General features: G+C 73.7%; 14 protein-coding genes. 5 read left to right on the top strand and 9 right to left on the bottom strand.

Annotated elements, in window-relative coordinates:
* Positions 1–282: 282 nt before the first annotated feature.
* A complete protein-coding gene (locus tag AB2U05_RS23675) occupies positions 283–1,590 on the bottom strand; it encodes an MFS transporter (RefSeq protein WP_369184199.1) in 1,308 nt (435 codons plus the stop codon).
* A gap of 158 nt (positions 1,591–1,748) precedes the next feature.
* Here AB2U05_RS23675 and AB2U05_RS23670 point away from each other — a divergent pair, with 158 nt between their 5' ends.
* On the top strand, positions 1,749–2,333 hold the full coding sequence (locus AB2U05_RS23670) for a MarR family winged helix-turn-helix transcriptional regulator (protein ID WP_045705072.1): 585 nt from the start codon (positions 1,749–1,751) through the stop codon (positions 2,331–2,333).
* 108 nt (positions 2,334–2,441) lie between these two features.
* Here the strand turns inward: AB2U05_RS23670 and AB2U05_RS23665 are convergent, their stop codons facing one another.
* The 4 genes from AB2U05_RS23665 to AB2U05_RS23650 all read right to left on the bottom strand — a co-directional run bounded on the left by AB2U05_RS23665 (position 2,442) and on the right by AB2U05_RS23650 (position 6,570).
* Positions 2,442–4,271 carry a glycosyl hydrolase family 18 protein gene (locus AB2U05_RS23665; RefSeq protein WP_369184198.1) on the bottom strand — a complete coding sequence of 610 codons (1,830 nt, stop codon included), beginning with the start codon at positions 4,269–4,271 and terminating at the stop codon, positions 2,442–2,444.
* 325 nt (positions 4,272–4,596) lie between these two features.
* Positions 4,597–5,229 (bottom strand): FxLYD domain-containing protein, encoded by a 633-nt coding sequence (locus tag AB2U05_RS23660; protein ID WP_052706191.1) that lies wholly within the window; start codon positions 5,227–5,229, stop codon positions 4,597–4,599.
* A gap of 175 nt (positions 5,230–5,404) precedes the next feature.
* On the bottom strand, positions 5,405–5,965 hold the full coding sequence (locus AB2U05_RS23655; RefSeq protein WP_045705058.1) for a DoxX family protein: 561 nt from the start codon (positions 5,963–5,965) through the stop codon (positions 5,405–5,407).
* Positions 5,966–6,093: 128 nt separating this feature from the next.
* The gene (locus AB2U05_RS23650) at positions 6,094–6,570 is read right to left on the bottom strand and encodes an Lrp/AsnC family transcriptional regulator (RefSeq protein ID WP_244179104.1); all 477 of its coding nucleotides are present in this window, start codon (positions 6,568–6,570) and stop codon (positions 6,094–6,096) included.
* Positions 6,571–6,743: 173 nt separating this feature from the next.
* Here AB2U05_RS23650 and AB2U05_RS23645 point away from each other — a divergent pair, with 173 nt between their 5' ends.
* Together AB2U05_RS23645 and kynU are read left to right on the top strand one after the other, a co-directional pair.
* A complete protein-coding gene (locus AB2U05_RS23645; RefSeq protein ID WP_369184197.1) occupies positions 6,744–7,604 on the top strand; it encodes a tryptophan 2,3-dioxygenase in 861 nt (286 codons plus the stop codon).
* A gap of 68 nt (positions 7,605–7,672) precedes the next feature.
* Positions 7,673–8,953 carry a kynureninase gene (kynU, locus tag AB2U05_RS23640; protein WP_369184196.1) on the top strand — a complete coding sequence of 427 codons (1,281 nt, stop codon included), beginning with the start codon at positions 7,673–7,675 and terminating at the stop codon, positions 8,951–8,953.
* A gap of 81 nt (positions 8,954–9,034) precedes the next feature.
* Here kynU and AB2U05_RS23635 read toward each other — a convergent pair whose 3' ends face one another.
* Positions 9,035–10,540 (bottom strand): choice-of-anchor A family protein, encoded by a 1,506-nt coding sequence (locus tag AB2U05_RS23635; protein WP_369184195.1) that lies wholly within the window; start codon positions 10,538–10,540, stop codon positions 9,035–9,037.
* A 213-nt stretch (positions 10,541–10,753) separates the two neighbouring features.
* On the opposite strand from AB2U05_RS23635, the gene AB2U05_RS23630 reads away from it, so the two are divergent.
* Positions 10,754–11,455, top strand: coding sequence for a 4'-phosphopantetheinyl transferase superfamily protein (locus AB2U05_RS23630; RefSeq protein WP_045704613.1), 702 nt, complete (start codon positions 10,754–10,756; stop codon positions 11,453–11,455).
* An 85-nt stretch (positions 11,456–11,540) separates the two neighbouring features.
* A complete protein-coding gene (locus AB2U05_RS23625) occupies positions 11,541–12,107 on the top strand; it encodes a hypothetical protein (protein WP_341846048.1) in 567 nt (188 codons plus the stop codon).
* A 15-nt stretch (positions 12,108–12,122) separates the two neighbouring features.
* Here the strand turns inward: AB2U05_RS23625 and AB2U05_RS23620 are convergent, their stop codons facing one another.
* The 3 genes from AB2U05_RS23620 to AB2U05_RS23610 are packed head-to-tail and all read right to left on the bottom strand — an operon-like array spanning position 12,123 to position 15,260.
* Positions 12,123–13,004 carry an amidohydrolase family protein gene (locus AB2U05_RS23620; protein ID WP_369184194.1) on the bottom strand — a complete coding sequence of 294 codons (882 nt, stop codon included), beginning with the start codon at positions 13,002–13,004 and terminating at the stop codon, positions 12,123–12,125.
* Complete coding sequence (locus tag AB2U05_RS23615; protein ID WP_369184193.1) at positions 13,001–14,635, bottom strand: acyl-CoA dehydrogenase family protein; 1,635 nt, start codon at positions 14,633–14,635, stop codon at positions 13,001–13,003. The genes AB2U05_RS23620 and AB2U05_RS23615 overlap by 4 nt, the downstream gene beginning before the upstream one ends.
* Complete coding sequence (locus tag AB2U05_RS23610) at positions 14,619–15,260, bottom strand: TetR/AcrR family transcriptional regulator (RefSeq protein WP_369184192.1); 642 nt, start codon at positions 15,258–15,260, stop codon at positions 14,619–14,621. Before AB2U05_RS23610 ends, AB2U05_RS23615 begins: the two co-directional genes overlap by 17 nt.
* Positions 15,261–15,292 lie beyond the last annotated feature (32 nt).

Below are 15,292 nucleotides of genomic sequence, written 5' to 3'. Positions count from 1 at the left end.
GGGGTCGGTGCCGGGGCCGGGGTGGTGGGGGCCGGGGCCGCCGGGGGGTGCGTGAGCGCCGCTTGGGTCATAGCCTCGCCGATTTCGCCTGTCTTCGCCGGTGCGACTGGTCTGCTCTGCCCGGGCCCGCCGTACCGGTCCGCCCGGGTCTGCCGCGCCGGCCGGGGCCGGACGGGCGACAGGCACCGACACTATGTGGCGGTGCCCGCGAAGCCAAGCGCGACGGGCGCCGACCAGGTGACCTGGTCGGCGCCCTCTCGAACACCCTTGCGCGAGCCGGCGCTACGCGGCCGTCTGCAGCTCCCGGACCGGGGCCGTCGTGCGGACCACGGCCGGGGCCGCGTTGTCCTGCTCCGGCGTGAGGTGCGGGCGCAGCCGGACGGCCAGGGCGACGATCAGCAGCGTGCAGCCCGCCATGGCCGCGAGGTAGAGCGGCCAGGTGCCGGAGCCGACCAGGAGCACGCCCACGGCCGGGCCGACCGCGATGGCGATCTGCTTCACCAGGGCGTACCCGGCGTTGTAGGTGCCGAGCAGTCGGGCCGGGGCGAGGTCGGCGACCATCGGGCCCATGGTCGGCGCGAGCAGCGACTCGCCGACGCCGAACAGGGCGTAGATCGAGACGATGGCGACCGTGGCGGCCATGGTCTCGGTCCGTATCAGGCCGGCCACCAGGGCCATCCCCCAGGCGGCGAGCCAGACCAGGCCGGCGGCGGCCATCGCGGTGGTGCGGCGGCGGCGCGCGGTGATCCGCACCATGAACATCTGCAGGACGACGATGGTCACCGCGTTGGCGCCGATCGCGAAGCCCAGGGTGGACGGCGCGGTGCCGACGGTGTCGGTGGCGAAGGCCGCGACGCCGGACTCGAACTGGCCGTAGCAGGTGAAGAAGATCAGCCCGGCGAGGATGCTGAGCCGCAGCATCGCCTTGTCGGCGAGCAGGGCGCGCAGGCCGGTCGGGCCGTCGTGCTTCTCCTGGACGACGGTCAGGTTGGCCCGCGGCATCCGGGCGGTGCCGGTGACCAGGGCGAGGCCGAGGAAGGTCGCCGCCTCGATGGTGAACAGCCGGGTGAGGCTGGCCGGGTCGGCGACGTTCACGATCTGCCCGCCGACCAGGGCGCCGATGCCCATGCCCAGGTTGACCAGGGTGAACTGCAGCGCGAAGGCGTGCGAGCGGGTCGCCGCCGTGGAGCAGCGGACGATCATCGTGGCGAGCGCCGGCTGGCAGGTGGTGACACCCGCGCCGAACAGGAAGGAGGAGACCAGCAGGGCCGGGGTGCCGGTGGCGTGCCCGAAGGCGAACGCGCCGGTGGCGGCCAGCGCCGCACCGGTCAGCAGCACCGGGCGCGGGCCGTACCGGTCGATGCCGCGGCCGGTGAACGGCAGGACGACGAGCGCCGCCAGCGCGAACACGGTGAACACCATCCCGGCCGCCAGCGAACCCAGCCCGCGCACCTGGTCCACGTACACGAACATGTACGGCATCGTGAACCCGCTGCCGAACGCGCTGAGCGCGTTGCCGATCTGGACGCGGCGCAGCGGGCTGCCCGCCCCACGTCGCTGCTGCCTCTGCTGCTTCACCGTGCCGGTCACCGTGCACATCCCTTCCTGGGTCGACTGGTCACTCTTGAGTGCTGGACTCTTAAGGCCAGAAGATTTCAGAGCTAAAGTTTGACGAGATAAAGTCTTAGCACCGGAAGAGTGCGGTGTCAAAGTCTTAAGGGGTGCACAGCCGTGCGACACTGTTCGGCATGACTACGGACAAGCCGGGGCCGGCGACCGACAAGCCCGCGCCGGCCACCGCCCTGGAGATCGGCATCGCCGAGCAGGTGGCGCTCTACCAGCGGGAGTTCCCCACCGTGGACCCGCAGGTGGAGACGATCGTGCAGACCCTCAACCGGGTCTCCCGGCGGATGGGCGTGGCGTACGACCGGCAGCTGACCGTGCTCGGAATCACGTCCGCCGAGTGGGAGGTGCTCAAGGCCCTGGTGGTCGCCGGCAGCCCCTACCGGCTGGGGCCGGGCGAGCTCGCCAAGCGGCTCGGGCTCACCCCGGCGGCGATGACGCACCGGATCGACCGGATGGTCGCGGACGGCCTGGTCACCCGGGAGCGGGACGAGTCCAACCGGGTGCGGGTGATCATCGAGCTGACCGAGACCGGCCGCGACAAGTGGCTGGAGTCGATGCGGATGGCGGCGGTGTTCGAGGAGGAGCTGCTCCAGGACCTGGCCGGCGAGGACCGGACGGCGCTCTCCGGCCTGCTGGCCCGGATGCTGCGGCGGATCGAGGAGACCCAGCCGGACGCGCTCGGGCGCACCGCCGACCTGGCGCAGTGAACCGGAGCCGAAACAGTGAGAGTCCGGCCCGCCGGGGGAATTCCCCCGGCGGGCCGGACTCTCACTGTTTCGGGTGCCGGTCGGGTGCCGGTCGGGCGCCGGCCCGGGTCAGCAGGGCCCGTTGTCGGCCCAGACGCCCCACTGCCCGCTCTGCGACGGGTCCTCGCCCTTGGTCCACCACTTGTTGGTGTAGTAGTGGCCCTTCCACGACACCTTGGTGCCGCCGGCGGCGTAGGTGGTGTTCGGGTCCCAGCTCGGGGCGGCCGAGCAGGTGGCCGGGGAGGTCGGCGTGCCGGTCGGGGTCCCGGTGGGAGTGCCCGTGGGCGTCCCGGTCGGGGTGCCGGTCGGCGTGCCCGTGGGCGTCCCGGTCGGGGTCTGGGTCGGGGTCGGGGTGCCGGTCGGCGGGGCCGGGCAGCCGGCCGCGGAGCCGTTGGTGGCGTTCACCATCGTGTCGAACAGGGCGGTCTTGGTGCCCAGGTCGTACAGCGAGAAGGCGAAGGAGCCGCCGAGGCCGTTGCAGTGCGCGTAGTCGATCTTGGCCTGGATCGACCTGGCGTCCTCACCGCTCCAGAAGGTGGTGCCGTCGTAGAAGTACGTCGCCTTGGCGTCGTCGTCCCAGAAGGTCCTGGACGGGTTGTCGACGAAGCCGCCCAGCTCCTTGTACATCTGGATGCCGGGGACGCTGCCGGACATCGGGGCGCCGGCGGCCGGGCCGGTGGCGGTCTGGAAGAGGCCGTTCCTTCCGTTGTTCTGGACGCCGGTCCAGCCGCGGTAGTAGAACGGCACACCCATGTTGATCTTGTTGGCCGGGAAGCCGCCGGGGATGCCGTAGTCCGGGTCGCCGGCCGTCCACGCCTTGATCGCGTTGTCGATCGAGTACTTGCCGTGGCCCGGCTTGGCCGGGGTCATCGGGTCGTTCGGGCCGGAGTACAGCGGGGCCTGGTGGTTGGTCGGTCCCTGGGCGTCCCACGCACCGTGCATGTCGTACGTCATGACGTCGAGGAAGGTCAGGTACTGGCCGACCTTGTCGGTCTCGACGTTCATGATCTTGTCCTGGCCGGCGCCGACCGCCGCCGACAGGGCGTAGGTCTTGCCGTCCGCCTTGCCCTGCGCGTCCAGCTGGTTGCGGAACTCCTGCAGCAGCAGGGTGAAGTTCTGCTTGTCGGCCGGGTTGGAGAGGTTGCCGGTGTGGCCGCCGCCGCCCGGGTACTCCCAGTCGATGTCGACGCCGTCGAAGAGGCCGGCCGCCGAGCCCGGGCCGCCGTAGCCGGCGTCCGAGGGGAGGTTGCCCTTGATGAACATGTCGAGGCAGGAGGAGACCAGGTGCTTGCGCGAGGCGTCCGTGGCGGCCGCCGCCGAGAAGTACTTGGAGTAGGTCCAACCGCCCAGCGAGATCAGGATCTTGAGCTTGGGGTTCTTCGCCTTCAGCTTCTTCAGCTGGTTGAAGTTGCCCGCGATCGGCTGGCCCCAGGCGTCGCCGACGCCGTCGACCGAGATGTCCGGGCCGAAGCTCTTCTGGTAGTCGGCGAACGCGTCGCCCGCGCCGTCGCCCGCGTTGGGGTTGTTGTCGTCCCCGCTCGCCGCCTTGGTGGCCTCGAAACAGCCGAGGTCGGTCGGGTGGATGTTGGCGAACGAGTAGATCATGTAGTCCAGCTTCCCGGCGACGCCGGTGTCCTGGATCGTCTTGGGGTAGTACGCGTTCGCGTAGATCGACCACTGGTCGAAGTAGGCGACCTTGATGCCGCCGCTGGTGGCGGCCGCGCCGGTGGAGTTGGTGGTCGCGGCGTTGGCCGCGCCGCCGCCGGTCAGCGCGAGGCCCGCGCCGAGCAGCAGGGAGGCGGCGGTGCCGGCCGCGACGGCGGCCAGGCTCTTCGGCCGGCGTCGGCGGCCGTCCTGCGGAGCCGGCGTCCCGGCCCGTTCGATGCGTGAGCGCAGCATGGGTGCGTTACTCCTGGTTGTGGGGGTTCCGTCGCCCCGGGGGCGCGCGTCCGTGGTGGGGCCGGACGGCCGGGACATGACAGATCAGGGGTGGGGTGTCGGGGCTGGAGCGTCTGGGTGGAGTCGGCGGGGAGCGTGATCGGGCCTGGACGGACGGACACCGGGATGTGCCGAACCGGCGCCCCCGGCCCGGAGGCCGTTGACGCCGGTTCAGGGGCTCCCTGCACCTGGGGAATAAAAATGGACTAGACCAACTCCCCCGTCAAGGGGTCCCGTTGGGCCTTGAGCCGCGCTTAAGGTTCCGCCCCCGCGCCGAGCCGCGCCGTCAGTACCGGATCGCGTTCGCCACCACGGCCTTGACGGTGCCCGACAGCTGACGGTTGCTGCGCGCCGTGGCCTTGGCGCTCTGCCCGGCCGCCAGGTCGTCGACCGTCACCGCGACGGCGTCCAGCACCGTGCCGGAGTCGTCCGTGAAGTTCACCTGGACCACGTACCGGTACGACTGCTGCCCGTGGTTGGTGACGGTCAGCTCCACCTGCGCCTTCCCGTCCGAGCCGGTGGACACCTCCCCCGCGGCCACGTCCGCCTTGGCGTCCAGCCCGCCCTTGATCCCCGCGACCGCCGAGTTGGCCGCCGACACCGCCGCCGAGGCCTCCGCCTGCGCCGAGGAGATCAGCGCCCCCGCCCCGCCCGCCGCCGAGGCCAGCGCGGACGCGGCGGAGGCCGCGGCGCTCACGCCCTTCTCGATCTCGCCCGCGGCCGAGGAGGCGACGCTGCTCGCGCTCTTGCCGGAGGAGCAGCCGGCCAGCGCGCCCGCGCCGAGCACGGCCGCCGCCAGCACCCCGGCGACGGCCCGGCGGCGGTTCACCAGCGGTGCGTCCGGGGGCCGTTCGGTGACCCGCGGCGGGGCCGGCGGACGGGCCGACGCACCGGCCCGGGTGAGCGGCTGGCGGTCCATGCGCTCCTCGTTCCTTCCCGGCGCCGGCGGCCCGGCGCGCCCTGCCGCCCACCCTCGGAGCCGCCGGCCCGGGCCGCCAGCAGGCGTGCTCCCTCCAGGTGACACCGCCGGGACGGGGCTCCGGGACAGGGGCCTCAGGGCAGCGGCCTCAGGGCAGGGGCTCAGGACAGGAGCCTCAGGACAGCCCCGAGCCCTCCTGCTCGTCCGCCTCCACCGCCGCCCGCTCCTCGCGCAGCCGCACCACGTGCCGGCGCCGCGCCACCACCCCGTACGCGCCGGCCGCGCTCGCCACGAAGGACAGCAGCCCGACCCACGGCCGGTCGAAGGCGTGGCCGGTCAGGTGGTCCAGCGAGTACCGCCCGGGGCCGGCCAGGCCGATCGCGAGGCCGGTGGCGCCCAGGAACGCCGGGTACTCGTAGCCGCCGGACATGGCGAAGAAGCCGGCCGGGGCGTGCACCGACACCGCGCCCGCCATCGTCCCGGCCACCACCGCGCCGGCCGCCGGGGTCGCCAGCCCGGCCACCAGCAGCGCGCCGCCGCCGGCCTCGCCGAGGCCCGCCGCGATGGCGCTCTGCCGGGCCGGGTGGAAGCCCATGTGCTCCATCGCCTGGGTGGTGCCGTCGAGGCCGCCCCCGCCGAACCAGCCGAACAGCTTCTGGGTGCCGTGCGCGATCAGCACGCCGCCGACCGCGCCGCGCAGGGCCAGCAGGCCCAGGTCTCTCCGGTTCAGGCACATGTCGCATCCTCGCTTCCGCGCAGGGAGTCCTGCCTCCATGGCACCCGACCCCGCGCGCCCGTTCGAGCCGGGGCCGCCATCCGGGCGAATCCGCCGTCGATCGGGAATACGCCCTTGACGGCCGAGCCTCAGGGCGCGACCACCGGCCGCCACGGCACCGGGCTGGAGAGGATCATCGAGCTGGACGGCTGCCCGTAGCCGCCGAGCCGGTCGCACAGCGCCTCGAAGTCGGCCATCGTGGGCACCGCGACCAGCAGCGCGCAGCAGGCGCCGCCGGTGACCCGGTGCAGCTGCAGCACCTCCGGCCAGGTCGCCACCTCCGGGTCGCGCAGCACGCAGCGCGGCCCGTAGCACTGGATCTGCACCAGGGCGGTGATCGGCAGCCCGGCCCGGGTCAGGTCCACGTGCGCGTGGTAGCCGCTGATCACGCCGTCCGCCTCCAGCCGGCGCACCCGCTCGGCCACCGCGGGTGCGGACAGGCTGACCCGGCGGGAGAGTTCGTTGTACGAGAGCCGGGCGTCGCCCTGCAGCTCGGCCAGCAGGCGGCGGTCGACGGCGTCCATGGCGGCTCCCGGGGCGGCGGTGATCAGCGGTTTTTCATTCACAAAGCGATTCCGCGAAACGCCTCGCGCACGAGAGCCCGAAGCGCCGTTGCGGTGTCCGTCGACCATTCAACCGGGGGGTGGCACCGCCGCACAATGGGCTCGGTGGAACCGGGCCGTCCGCGCGGGTCCGCCGACCCGGGCGACGGAGCCCGGACGGATCAGGAGGGACCGGGATGGTGCACGACACGGTGGAGCACGACGCGGTGGAGCACGACGCGCTGGAGACACCGAACCTGTCGTTCGGACGGGGCGACCAGCCGGGCCGGGGCACCCCGTACGCGGACTACGTGCGGCTGGAGGAACTGCACGCCCTGCAGCGGCCGAAGAGCGACGAGCCGGCCGAGCTGTCGTTCATCATCACCACGCAGGTGATGGAGCTGCTCTTCGACCTGCTGCGCCACGAGTGGACGATCGCCCGGCAGGCACTGCGCGCGGACGACCTGCCCGCCGCCCTGGCCGCACTGCGCCGCGGCACCCACACCCAGGACGTCCTGGTGGAGTCCTGGGGCCTGCTGGCCACCATGACCCCGCACGAGTTCAACGCCTTCCGCTCGCTGTTCGGCGAGGCCTCCGGCTTCCAGTCCTCGGCCTTCCTGCAGCTCGAGTTCATGATCGGCAACAAGAACGCCGCGCTGCTGAAGATGTACGACGGCATGCCGCGGGTCCGGGCCGAGCTGGCCGAGACGCTGCGCTCCCCCGGCCTGTACGACGAGGCGCTGGCCCTGCTGGCCCGGCGCGGCCTGGCGGTGCGCCCGGAGACGTCCGAGGAGCGCCACCGCCCGTCCGAGGAGGTTGCCGCAGCCTGGCGGCGGGTGTACACCGAGCCGGAGTTCGCCGGGCTTCAGCCGCTGGGCGAGGCGCTGCTGGACGTCGCCGAACGGGTCACCCGCTGGCGCCAGCGGCACCTCTCCACGGTCAAGCGGACGATGGGCGGCAAGCCCGGCTCCGGCGGCTCCAGCGGGCTGGCCTGGCTGCGCCGGTCGGCGGAGCAGGACGTCTTCCCGGAGCTCTGGGCGATCCGGGACGAACTGTGAGCGGGACGGGCGGGACGGCCGGAACGACGGTCGGAACGGCGGTCGGAACGGCGGAGGTGGCCGAAGGGATGAGCATGATCACGGACACGGGTACGGACACGGGCACGGGCAGCAGCACGGGCGCGCTCACGCGCGAGCAGTGCGCGGCGCTGGACGCCGCCGACCCGCTGGCGGCGTTCCGCACGGAGTTCGCCCTGCCGCCGGGGGTGATCTACCTGGACGGCAACTCGCTGGGCGCCCTCCCGGTGCGCACCCCGGAGCGGGTGCGGCAGGTCGTCGAGCGGGAGTGGGGCCACGAGCTGATCCGCAGCTGGAACGACGCCGGCTGGTTCGAGCAGCCCTACCGGCTGGGCCGGCGGATCGCGCCGCTGATCGGCGCAGACCCGGCGGAGGTGATCGTCTGCGACACCACCTCGGTCAACCTGTTCAAGGTGCTGTCGGCCGCGCTGCGGCTGCGCCCGGGCCGGCGCACCGTGCTCGGCGACGGCGAGGCCTTCCCCACCGACCTGTACATCGCCGAGGGCGTCACCAGCCTGGTCGACGGCGGCCGCAGCCTGCTGATCCGCCCGGAGGAGCTGGACGCGCACCTGGACGGGGACGTCGCCGCGGTCGTCCTCTCGCACGTGGACTACCGCACCGGCGAGCTGCTGGACATGCCCGGCATCACCGCCCGGGTGCAGGACGCGGGCGCGCTGATGATCTGGGACGTGTGCCACTCGGTGGGCGCCCTTCCGGTCGAACTCGGCGCCGCGAACGCCGACTTCGCGATCGGCTGCACCTACAAGTACCTGAACGGCGGCCCCGGCGCGCCGGCCTTCCTGTACGTCGCCGAGCGGCACCTGGCGGCCGGCCCGGTGCAGCCGCTGAGCGGCTGGTTCGGCCACGCCCGCCCGTTCGCCTTCGAGCCCGGGTACGAGCCGAAGCCGGGCATCGGGCGGTTCCTGACCAGCTCGCCCTCGCTGCTCGGCCAGGCCGCGCTGGACTCCTCGCTGGACGTCTGGGAGCGGGCCGACCTCGGCGCGGTGCGGGCCAAGAGCCTGGCGCTGACCGACCTGTTCGTCTCGCTCGTCGAGGGCCTGGACGGCATCGAGGTGGTCACCCCGCGCGAGCACGCCCGCCGCGGCAGCCAGGTCGCGCTGCGGCACGCGGACGGGTACCCGGTCGTACAGGCGCTCATCGCGCGCGGGGTGATCGGCGACTTCCGCGCGCCGGACCTGATGCGCTTCGGCTTCACGCCGCTCTACCTGTCGTACACCGAAGTCTGGGACGCCGCCCGGCACTTGGCCGAGGTGTTGGCGAGCGGCGAGTGGCAGGCGGAGCACTTCTCCCGCCGGGGCGAGGTGACCTGACCGGCCCGGGCCCGAAACCGGCGAAGGCCGCCCGCGTCGCAAGCAGCGACGCGGGCGGCCTTCGGGCCGTCAACCGGACGGTCAGCCGTGGCGACCGCGGCGGCGGGCGGCCAGGACGGCCAGACCGCCGAGGCCGAGCAGGGCGGCACCCGCGAGGCCGAACACCACCGGGGCGTTGCCCGCGCCGGTGGAGGGCAGCTCACCGCCGCCACCGGTGTGGTGGCCGCTCGGGTGGTGGCTGGTCGGGGCCGGGCCGGCGCCGGACGTGCTCGAACTCGCCGAGGGCGAGGTGGTGCTCGCGGTCGGCGACGGCGAGGTGGGCCCGGGCGAGGTCGGCGACGGCGAGGTGGGCGTCGGGGACGTCGGGGTGGGGGACGTCGGGGTGGGGGACGTCGGAGTCGGTGAGGTCGGCGTCGGCGAGGTCGGCGAGGGCGAGGGGGAGGTCGGCGAGGGGGAGGTCGGCGACGGGCTCGGCGTCCGGCACTCCGGCAGGTCCCCGTCGAACGGGTAGCTGTGGATCTCGTAGCCGCCCGTCCCGGTGTGGATCAGGTTGCCCGCCAGGTAGACCCGCCCGTTCAGACCGGGCTGGGCGATGGTCGTCGTCCCGCCCGGGTTCCCGGCCAGCACGGAGCCCTGGAACTGCGCGCTGCCGAGGATCTGCGCCGAGGTCGCGGTCGGGAAGTTGTACATGAGCTTGGAGCGCATGTCGGTGGTCTGGTCGCCGGCGAGCCCGGTGCCGGTGTAGGTGTTGATGACCGGGCTGTCCCCGAGCATGTTCACCACCACGGTGGCGCCGGCCGGGATGTTGGTGAAGACCAGGCCGATCTGTCCGCCGGTCGGCGAGGTGAGGTTCTGAGTGACGTTGAAGACCTGCTTCGTGCTGGTCCCGTCGCCGGTGAAGGTCGCCTGGCTGGAGGAGACGTCGACGGTGCCGGTCGCGGTGGCCTGCCCGACGCAGTCGGAGACCTCCTCGATCCGGGTCAGCACGGTCTGGTAGGGCGCGGCGGCGTTCGGGTCCTGGATGGACTGGCCGGTGGGGTCGATGCTGACGGTGCCGGTGACGCTGCCGGCGTGCCGCAGGTTGCCGAAGGCCGGGCCGTGCGAGTCGCTGCCGCCGATCAGGATCGAGTTGCCGCTCTTGACGTCGACGTTGCCGCCGGTGGTGACGAAGTCGCTGCCGTTCGGCGGGACGACGCGCGAGCCGACGCCGACGACGCCCATGTTGTAGACGCCGCCGCCGTTCTTGTCGACGGTCAGGTTGCCCAGCGTGACGATCTTGCCCTCGGCCTCGGCGGCCCGGCCGTTCACCGTGTAGTTGCCGCCGGTGAAGACGTTGATGCTGGCGTCCCGCCCGGTGAAGTCGCCGTTGTTGGGGCCGGGCCAGACGGCCGGGCAGTCCGGCCCGGTGCAGGCGCCGAGCGGCGGGGCCAGCGGCGCGGCCGAACCGACCGTCAGCGCGGCGGCCAGCGGCACCGCGGCGACGGCGGTGGCCACGGCGATCCGGACGGCCCGGCGGCGGGCGGTGGCGGGGGTCCTGCTGACGGCGGTCGTTCTGCGACCCGGCGTCCCGGTGCGGCCCTGATCCATCGACACTTTCCTCCGCGCATAGAAAAGGGCAGGTGCCGAGGACCTGCCGCGTTCTGTGAGACCTGCTGTCGATCCCACAGATTCGGGACATCCAATCGTAAAACGGACGATTCCTACCCTACGGCCCCTCAGATCGGATCCGAGAATCGCCCGAACGACGCAGCGTGTCGCCACCCCCGGCCCGAACGTCCGTACGGAGGTAGGTTTGAGGACATGACCTCCGAGCCCCAGGACCAGCGCCCGCCGCTCGTCGCCGTCGCGTCCGCCGACGCCGTGCTGCGGCACCCCGAGGTGGGCGAGCACCTGCTCACCGCCCTGGAGCGCGAGCGCGCCGGGCGGTTCCGGCAGGAGTCCGGGCGGCTCGACTTCACCGCCGGGCACCTGCTGGTCCGGCTCTGCGCCGCCCGGCTGCTCGGCGTCCCGGCGGACGGCCTCGTCCTCGCCCAGCAGTGCCCGGACTGCGGCCTCGCGGACCACGGCAAGCCGTACCTGCCGGACCACCCGGAGGTGCACGTGACCCTCTCGCACACCCGGGGCGTGGTCGCGGCCGGCGCCGGCTTCCGGCCCATCGGGGTGGACGTCGAGCTGGCGGTGCGCGGCGGCTCGCTGCGCGCGGTCGCCCGCCGGGTGCTCACCCCCGGCGAGCTGGCTGCCGTCGAGGCGAGCCCGGAGCCGAACCTGGCCTTCCTGCGGCAGTGGGTGCGCAAGGAGTCGCTGATCAAGATCGGCCGGGCCCGGCTGGACACCCTCGGCGAGATCGACCTCGCCGAGCTGCCGCTGGACGTCCCGCCCGGCGCCCCGCTGCGCAGCCGCCACGGGGACCTGCACCTGCTCGACTGGACGGACCGGGAGCACGGCGCCGCCGTCGCCGCGGTCAGCACCGCCGCGCCGCGGGTGGTGGAGCTCACCTCCTAGGTCCTGTCCGGTCGATCGCGGGCCCGGCAAGATCGGCCGGACAGGGCCCAGCAGGTCCCCGCGCGCGGGGCAGGCGGATAAGAGGGTGTTAGCGTGCCTGGTCGCGGGCGCGCCGCCGCCGCGCACCGCCGTACCCACCACCCACCACCGGATCAGGGGTGTCCCCGCCATGGCCAAGTTCCTGCTGAGCCTGCACGTCCTCGCGTCGGTCCTGTTCATAGGCCCGGTCGCGGTCGCCGTCAGCATGTTCCCGCGCCGGGCGCGGGCCGCGCTGGCCGGCGGGCCGGACGCCGCCGGCGAGGCGGGCGTGCTGCGCGTCCTGCACCGGATCACCCAGGTCTACGCGCTGCTGGGGATCGCGGTGCCGGCGATGGGCATGGGCGTGGCGCAGGTGATGGGCGTCATGGGGCAGTCCTGGCTGATCGTCTCGATGGTGCTGACCGCGATCGCCGGGCTCGCGCTGCTGTTCTTCGTGCTGCCCGGCCAGCAGGCCGCCGTCGACGCGCTGGCCCTCGCCCCGGAGGACGAGCAGCGCGCCAAGGCGGTCGGCGGCCTGCGGCTGCTGCCGATGACGGCCGGGGTGTTCAACCTGCTGTGGGCCGTGGTCGTGGTGCTGATGATCATCCGCCCGGGGTCGACCACCGGCGCCTGACCGGCCCGCCCGCGGTCAGCCGGGGCCGAGCCCGAACAGCGCCGCCGCGTTGTCGTGGCAGACCGCCCGCAGCCACTCCTCCCCCAGCCCCAGCCCGGCCAGCGCCTCCAGCTGGTGGAGGTAGCGGTACGGGATGTTCGGGAAGTCGCTGCCGAGCAGGACGCGCTCGCGCAGGTCGCGCAGCCGGGGCAGCTCCGCGCGCGGGAACGGCGCGTCGGCCTCGGCGAAGTCGGTGAACGCCATGGTGGTGTCCAGCCGGAGGTCCGGGTGGCGCTCGGCCAGGTCGAGGAAGTCGCCGTACTCGGGCATGCCCATGTGCGCGACCAGCAGCACCAGCCCGGGGTGCCGCTTCAGCACCTCGCCGATCGGCCCGGGGCCGGTGAAGCGGCCGGGCACCGGCCCGGAGCCGCAGTGCGCGACCACCGGGGTGCCGGTGCTCGCGAGCAGGCCCCAGACCTCGTCCAGCGCCCGGTCGGCCGGGTCGTAGCCGCCGACCTGCAGGTGCGCCTTGAACACCCGGGCGCCGCCCTCGATCGCCCGGGCCACGTAGCCGGGGGCCTCGGGCTCGGGGTAGAAGGTCGCGGTGTGCAGGCAGTCCGGGGTGCGGGCGGCGAAGTCGGCGGACCAGGCGTTCAGCCAGGCGGCCATGCCGGGCTTGTGCGGGTAGAGCATCGCGGTGAACCCGCGCACCCCGAACTCCCGCAGCCGGCGCACCCGTTGCTCCTCGGCCTCGCGGTAGGTGATCGGCCAGGGGCGGTTCACCAGCGGGCCGGCCGCGTCGAAGTACGCCCACACCTTGTCGAGGACGTTCTTCGGCATGAAGTGGGTGTGCACGTCGACCAGCCCGGGCAGGCCGAGGCCCTGCCAGAACGCGCGGACGTCCGCGGCCTCGTTCACGCGGGCACCGGCCGGGCCCGGTCGATGATCGCCGCGCCGTCGACGCCGGAGGGCAGGGTGCCGAAGGCCGCGCCGTGGTCGCCGCCCAGGCGGCTGGCGCAGAAGGCGTCGGCCACCGCCGCGTCGCCGTGGCGGACCAGCAGCGAGCCCTGGAAGGCCAGCGCCATCGACTCGACCAGCCGGCGGGTGCGGTACTCCAGGTCGGCCGGGTCGCCGAGCTGTTTGCGCAGGTCGGCGACGGCCGCGTCCAGGCGGCGGTCCGCGCCGGCGGCGGCGTCGAGCTCGCCGAGGAAGGCCTCGACGCTCTCCGGGCTCCTGGCCATGGCGCGCAGCGCGTCCAGGGCGGCGACGTTCCCGGAGCCCTCCCAGATCGACACCAGCGGCGCCTCCCGGTAGAGCCGGGGCATCCCGGACTCCTCGACGTAGCCGTTGCCGCCCAGGCACTCCAGCGCCTCGGCGGCGTGCGCCGGCCCGCGCTTGCACACCCAGTACTTGGCCACCGCCAGGCCGAGGCGCCGGACCAGCGCCTCGTTCCCGTCGCCGGCCAGGGCGAGGTCGGTGGACCGGGCGAGCCGCATCGCGACGGCGGTGGCGGCCTCGGACTCCACCACCAGGTCGGCCAGCACGTTGCGCATCAGCGGCTGGTCGACCAGCGCCTTGCCGAACGCCCGCCGGTGCAGGGTGTGGTGGACGGCCCGGGTGGCGCCGTAGCGCATGCCGGAGGCGGCGCCGATGGTGCAGTCCAGGCGGGTCATGTTGACCATCTCGATGATGGTCGGCACGCCCCGGCCCTCCTCGCCGACCAGCCAGCCCACCGCGCCGTCGTACTCCAGCTCGGCGGAGGCGTTGGACTTGTTGCCGAGCTTGTCCTTGAGCCGCATCAGCCGCAGCCGGTTGCGGCCGCCGTCCGGCAGGATCCGCGGCAGCACGAAGCAGCTGAGGCCGCCGGGGGCCTGGGCGAGGGTCAGGAAGAGGTCGGACATCGGCGCCGAGGTGAACCACTTGTGGCCGGTGAGCCGGTAGGTGCCGTCCGGCTGCGGGGTGGCGGTGGTGGTGTTGGTGCGGACGTCCGAGCCGCCCTGCTTCTCGGTCATCGACATGCCGGCGATCAGCCCGCGCTTGGTGCGCGGCTCGCGCAGCCCGAAGTCGTACTCGGGGGCGGCCAGCAGCGGCTCCAACTCGGCGGCGAGGGAGGGGTTGTGGCGCAGCGCCGGAACGGCGGCGTAGGTCATCGAGATCGGGCAGGTGTGGCCGGCCTCGACCTGGCCCCAGACGAAGAACTTGGCTGCGCGGGCGGTGTGCGCGCCGGGCCGGCCGTCCCGCCAGGGCGCGGCGTGCAGGCCGTACGAGACGGCGGTGCGCATGAGCTCGTGCCAGGCCGGGTGGAACTCGACCTCGTCGATCCGGTGGCCGAAGCGGTCGTGGGTGCGCAGCACGGGCGGGTGCTCGTTGGCGAGGCGGCCCCACTCGGCGGCCTGCTCGGAGCCGGCCAGCCGGCCGAGTTCGCGCAGCTCGGGCTCGGCCCAGTCCGCGCCGGCCCGGCGCAGCGCGTCGAGCAGGGTCTCGTCGGCGGCGGTGTCGTGTCCGTACGGCAGGGGCACCTGGTTGGTGACCTCATGCGTCGCTGTCATCGCGTCCTCCCAGGGCACGCAGGGTGAAGGAGACCAGGGCGGGGACCACCTCGGCGGCGGCCCGCGCGGGGTCGGCGGCGGCGCCGCTCTCGGGCGCGCCGGCCAGCGGCCCGGCCAGCGCCTCGCCGACCGCGCCGACCAGGGCGGCGGCGGTCAGCACCGGGTCCTGCTCGGGGAGTTCGCCGTTCGCCAGGGCGGCGGCGATCTCGGTGGCGAGCATGTCGCGGAAGGCGCGCCGGAAGACCAGGCGTTCGCCGTCCACCACCGCGTCGGCGGGCTCGACCAGCAGGGCGTACGCCAGCCGGGGGGCGCGCAGGGCGCGGGTGGCGAAGGTCTCGACCACGGCGGCGATCCGCTGCTGCGGGGTGTCCTGGCGCGCGAGGGCCGTCCCGACCTCGGCGATCTCCCGGTTCACCACCCGGCGGAACAGTTCGACCGACAGTTCGGCCTTGTTGGCGAAGTGCTGGTAGAGGCTGCCGGTGGCGATCCCGGCGCGGTCGGCCACGGCGGCGACGGTGCAGCCGCCGTAGCCGCGCTCGGCGAGCAGTCCCACGGCCGCCTGCAGCACCACTTCGCGCTGGGCGTCCAGGCGGGCTTGGACGGCGGGGGTGCGTCGGTAGGCCATGGAAGCATTGAAGCACCCATTCACCTCTTCGG

Source organism: Streptomyces sp. Y1, from assembly GCF_041053115.1.
GTDB classification, from domain to species: domain Bacteria; phylum Actinomycetota; class Actinomycetes; order Streptomycetales; family Streptomycetaceae; genus Kitasatospora; species Kitasatospora rubellomurina.
The sequence above is the reverse complement of the archived record's forward strand: the minus strand, read 5'-3'. Positions and strand labels throughout refer to the sequence as shown.